We start from the raw sequence: 4,418 nt of genomic DNA, 5'->3' as shown, positions 1-4,418 counted from the left end.
CACCGTTGGGTCGTCGCAATGGACTTGTGACGAAGCAGCTGCTGCACTTCCACGATGGTCGCCCCGTTGTGGATCGCGATGCTGGCGGACAGGTGGCGGATGCCATGGAACCCGAATTGCTTCACCCCGATGTCGGCGCACAACCGCTTCAGCCACCGATTGTTCGGGTCCAGAAGGCCTTTGAACCGGCTTCCGAACACCAGTTCTTCGTCACTGGACATCAGCTTCCATTCCGCCAGGTGCGCCCTGAGCATGCCGGACATGGGCAGTTCGTCGAACTCGGCATTCCCGCTTCTGCGCTTGTTGGTCCAGAATCCGATCATGCCCGTGGCCAGATTGACTTCCGACCACTTGAGCTTCCACAGTTCGCCCCGGCGGGCAGCCGTGTGAAACGCCAGCAAAAGCAGCTGCCGCTGCAAGGGCGTCGCCGCGTCCACGACCATGCGGAAGTCCTCAAGGGGCGGAACCCACCTCGGGTGGCGTTGCTCGGGGAACTTGTCCACGGATCGGAACGGATTCGTCTTGTCCATGCCCAGATACCGCGCACCCCATTTCCAAGCGGCGGCAAGCTGTTTTCGATCACGGTTGGCCGTGTTCCCCGTGGTCTGCTTCTTGAGTCGGCTCAGATGGTTCAGGGCCACTACCGGGCTGATTTCATGAACCAACTGCTTCGGTCGCGCCGTCATTTCGAACAAACGTCGAAAGGCAAGGCGCTTGTCCGAGCAACTTCCCTTCGACCATGTGGCCGTGGCGTAGTCCATGTAGGCATTCGCCCAATCCCCGGCCAACACTTCCCGCCCCACATTGTGCGTGTCCTTTCGATTTTCCGCATCCGCGAACTCCAAGGCTTCACGGACATTCTTTTCCCATTTTTCCGCGTCTTTCATTTTTTTAGTCGCGAAAAGTGCTCGCCCGTAGTAGAAACAAATAGTGCTAAGAAAGCTGATTAAACCAATACTGGGCCTTGTCGCGATTGCGATGTTGATCATGGTGGCCCGGGCGCTGGAACTCGACCAGATTCTCGGCTCATTCAAGGAGTGGGTTGGGAGTCAGGGCGTGATGGGCCCGGTCATTTTCGCCGGGGTCTATGCCGTGGCTACCGTGCTCGCATTGCCCGGAGTTTTGCTCACCATCATGGCCGGGGCTGTTTTCGGTTCAGTCGTCGGCGTGCTCACGGCCATTGTCGGGGCCACCGTCGGGGCCTCGCTGTGCTTTCTGATATCCCGATACTTGGCCCGCGAATCCATCACCTTCCTGCTCAATAAAAATGAAAAATTTAGGAGGCTTGATGATCTCACAGAAAAAAATGGCGCCATCATTGTGGCCATCACCAGGCTGGTACCGCTTTTTCCCTTCAATCTGTTGAATTACGGTTTTGGGCTGACCAAGGTGCCGTTCCGGACCTATGTCCTTTGGTCAGCGCTGTGCATGTTGCCAGGAACAATTCTCTATGTGGTCGGAACCGATGCCATCGCGACCGCCATGCGCGATGGTCAGATTCCGGTAAGCCTTGTTGCCGTGGTGGCGCTCATCGCGGTCATACTCACGTTGGTCGTGCGCAAGGCGAAAAGTGCATTGAAGGAGTAGTCTCGATGTCCATGAGTCCGTTTCTTCCCGGCAACATTCACGACCAGAAACTGGTTTCCAACATTTTCCCCGCAGACTGGGTGAATCCGACTCCTGAACCCATGTACAATCTTGTCGTCGTGGGCGCAGGGACCGCTGGCCTGATCTCTGCCATCGCCACCGCCACCCTTGGCGGAAAGGTCGCTCTCATCGAGCGCCAGTCGATGGGGGGCGACTGCCTCAACGTCGGCTGCGTTCCGTCGAAGAGCCTCATCCGCGCAGCCCGGTTGGCGGCGGAAATGCGCGATGCGGCCTCTTTCGGACTCACGCCGGCTCCTGTCGGCAGAGAGGACTTCCCGCAGATCATGGAACGGATGCGGAGGATTCGCGTCGAGGTCAGCAAGAATGATTCTGTTCAGCGATACGCCGGGGCGGGCGTGCATGTGTTTTTGGGAGAGGGGGTGTTCACAGGCCCTGGCACGGTGGCGGTGGGCGGAGCCGAATTGCGGTTCCGCAAGGCGGTCGTGGCCACTGGCGCGCGTGCCGTGCGCCCGGATATCCCCGGACTTGAAGGGGTTGGGTTCCTTACGAACGAAACGGTCTTCAACCTTACCAAACTGCCGAACCATCTCCTGGTGATCGGCGGCGGCCCCATCGGCTGTGAACTCGCCCAGGCGTTTCGAAGAGTTGGCGCTGAAGTCACCATCGTCCAGAGTTCCCACTTCCTCCCGCGCGAGGATGAAGACGCCTCTGCCATTCTCGCCGAGGTCTTCCAGCACGAAGGCATCCGCGTGCTTCTGCACACCAAACCCCTTGGCTTCGAGCACGGCGAATCCGGGCGCAAGAGGGTCGTCCTGGATCACGATGGAGAGACAATGGTGGTCGAGACTGACGAAATACTGGTCGGTGCCGGCCGTGCGCCCAATGTTCAAGGCCTTGGGCTAGAGGCCGCCGGCGTCGAGTACGACGCCAGAAAGGGCGTCAGCGTCAACGACCACCTGCAAACCACAAACAGGAACATTTATGCCGCAGGCGACTGCTGCATGGGGTGGAAGTTTACCCACGCCGCCGACGCTGCCGCGCAAATCGTCGTGCAAAACGCGCTGTTCAAGGGACGCAAAAAGCTCAGCTCACTCACCATGCCCTGGTGTACCTACACCTCCCCGGAGATCGCCCATGTCGGCATGTACGAGGGGGAAGCGCGGTCAATGGGGCTGGCGGTGGATGTCTTCAAGGTCAACATGGATGAGATAGATCGTGCCTTGACCGACGGGGAGGGCCAAGGATTTGTCAAGGTAATGGTCAGAAAAGGCACGGGACGCATCCTCGGCGCAACCATTGTCTCGACTCACGCGGGAGAGATGATCAGCGAGATCACCACGGCCATGGTCTCTGGGGCTGGGCTTGGGCAATTGGCCAAGGTCATCCATCCCTACCCGACCCAGGCGGACGCCATCCGGCGGGTCGCAGGGCTCTACAACAAATCCAGGCTGACTCCTCTGCTTTCTAAGACCTTGAAATGGTGGCTGAAAATACAACGATGACGCGCAAAAATCCTGACTTTGCCAAGGCATTGATTGTCCTTTTCACGAGGTTTCCTGTTCCGGGCGAGGTGAAAACCCGCTTGATTCCATTTCTCGGTGCGGACGGAGCGGCCGACCTGCAGCGGCGCATGACCGAGTTCATGGTCAGGCATGTTCGCCGCACGGGCATACCCATGCAAATCCGGCATGACGGCGGGACGGACAGGCAAGTGGGGGAATGGCTCGAATCCGAAGGGCGCTGCATCCCGCAAGGCTCGGGTGATCTTGGCGAACGCATGTCGCGCGCATTTGCCCACGCCTTTGCCGGTGGCGCTGGCAAGGTGCTGGCCATCGGGTGCGACTGCCCTGACAATCGGGCCGCGAACATTCTTGAAGCAGTGCGGAAGCTGGACAACACCCCCTGCGTCATCGGGCCTGCATCGGACGGCGGGTACTACCTGATCGGCCTGAGTGAACCACGCCCGGAACTGTTTCGGGACATCGACTGGGGAACCGGGAGGGTGTTCAGACAAACTATCGAGAAATTGGGCAAGTATAGTCTGTTGCCCGTCCTGGATGATGTGGACGAACCCCGGGATATCCCTCCACGGATTTCTGTCATCATCCCCACCTTGAATGAAGAGGGTGTCATCGGCGCTACCGTGGCGGCCGTCCGGGAAGGGTTCGACACCGAGGCGATCGTGGTTGACGGCGGAAGCCGTGACCACACTGTCGAAATTGCGAAAAAAAGCGGGGCCAGCACGATCATTGCCGAGCCAGGCAGGGCTTCGCAAATGAATTGCGGAGCCCGCGAGGCCACCGGCGGCATCCTCCTGTTCCTCCACGCGGATTCAGAGCTTCCTCAGGACTGGGACCGGCATGTCCGCCGCGTCTTGAGGCAGCCTGGAACAGCGCTTGGCCATTTCGGTTTCGCGATCAAGGAGTCCTTTCCGGGTAAGCGATTGATCGAAATCGGCACCAAGGTGAGATCCCGTCTTCTGAAAAGGCCCTACGGCGACCAGGGGCTGTTTCTCCATCGTGCGGAATTCGAGGCGCTGGGGGGGTTCCCGGCACTGCCCATTCTCGAAGACCTTTACTTGGTCAGGGAGGCGGGGAGGCGCGGACGCATCCGTTGCGCCGATGCCGAACTGATGACCTCCGGCAGGCGGTGGATGCAGCATGGGGCCCTGCGCACGACACTCATCAATCAGGCCATTCTGATTGCGGCATGGCTTGGGCACGATCTGGCAGCACTGCGAAACGCCTATGCCAAGGGGGAAAACCCCTTCTTTCGCAATTGAAAATGCGCTCTGTCGTTCGCTTGATCAG

General features: G+C 59.4%; 4 protein-coding genes. 3 read left to right on the top strand and 1 reads right to left on the bottom strand.

The window, feature by feature from the left end:
* The coding region (locus QQS14_RS16120; protein ID WP_285908040.1) for a site-specific integrase at positions 1 to 989 on the bottom strand (989 nt) is incomplete at its 3' end.
* On the opposite strand from QQS14_RS16120, the gene QQS14_RS16115 reads away from it, so the two are divergent.
* The 3 genes from QQS14_RS16115 to QQS14_RS16105 are packed head-to-tail and all read left to right on the top strand — an operon-like array spanning position 979 to position 4,390.
* On the top strand, positions 979 to 1,587 hold the full coding sequence (locus QQS14_RS16115; RefSeq protein WP_285908039.1) for a TVP38/TMEM64 family protein: 609 nt from the start codon (positions 979 to 981) through the stop codon (positions 1,585 to 1,587). The genes QQS14_RS16120 and QQS14_RS16115 overlap by 11 nt on opposite strands.
* A gap of 5 nt (positions 1,588 to 1,592) precedes the next feature.
* Entirely contained in the window at positions 1,593 to 3,110 is a 1,518-nt protein-coding gene (locus tag QQS14_RS16110) for a mercuric reductase (RefSeq protein ID WP_285908038.1), read from the top strand.
* Positions 3,086 to 4,390, top strand: coding sequence for a TIGR04283 family arsenosugar biosynthesis glycosyltransferase (locus QQS14_RS16105; RefSeq protein WP_285908037.1), 1,305 nt, complete (start codon positions 3,086 to 3,088; stop codon positions 4,388 to 4,390). Before QQS14_RS16110 ends, QQS14_RS16105 begins: the two co-directional genes overlap by 25 nt.
* Positions 4,391 to 4,418 lie beyond the last annotated feature (28 nt).

This window comes from Pseudodesulfovibrio pelocollis (assembly GCF_030282845.1).
GTDB lineage: Bacteria > Desulfobacterota > Desulfovibrionia > Desulfovibrionales > Desulfovibrionaceae > Pseudodesulfovibrio > Pseudodesulfovibrio pelocollis.
The sequence above is the reverse complement of the archived record's forward strand: the minus strand, read 5'-3'. Positions and strand labels throughout refer to the sequence as shown.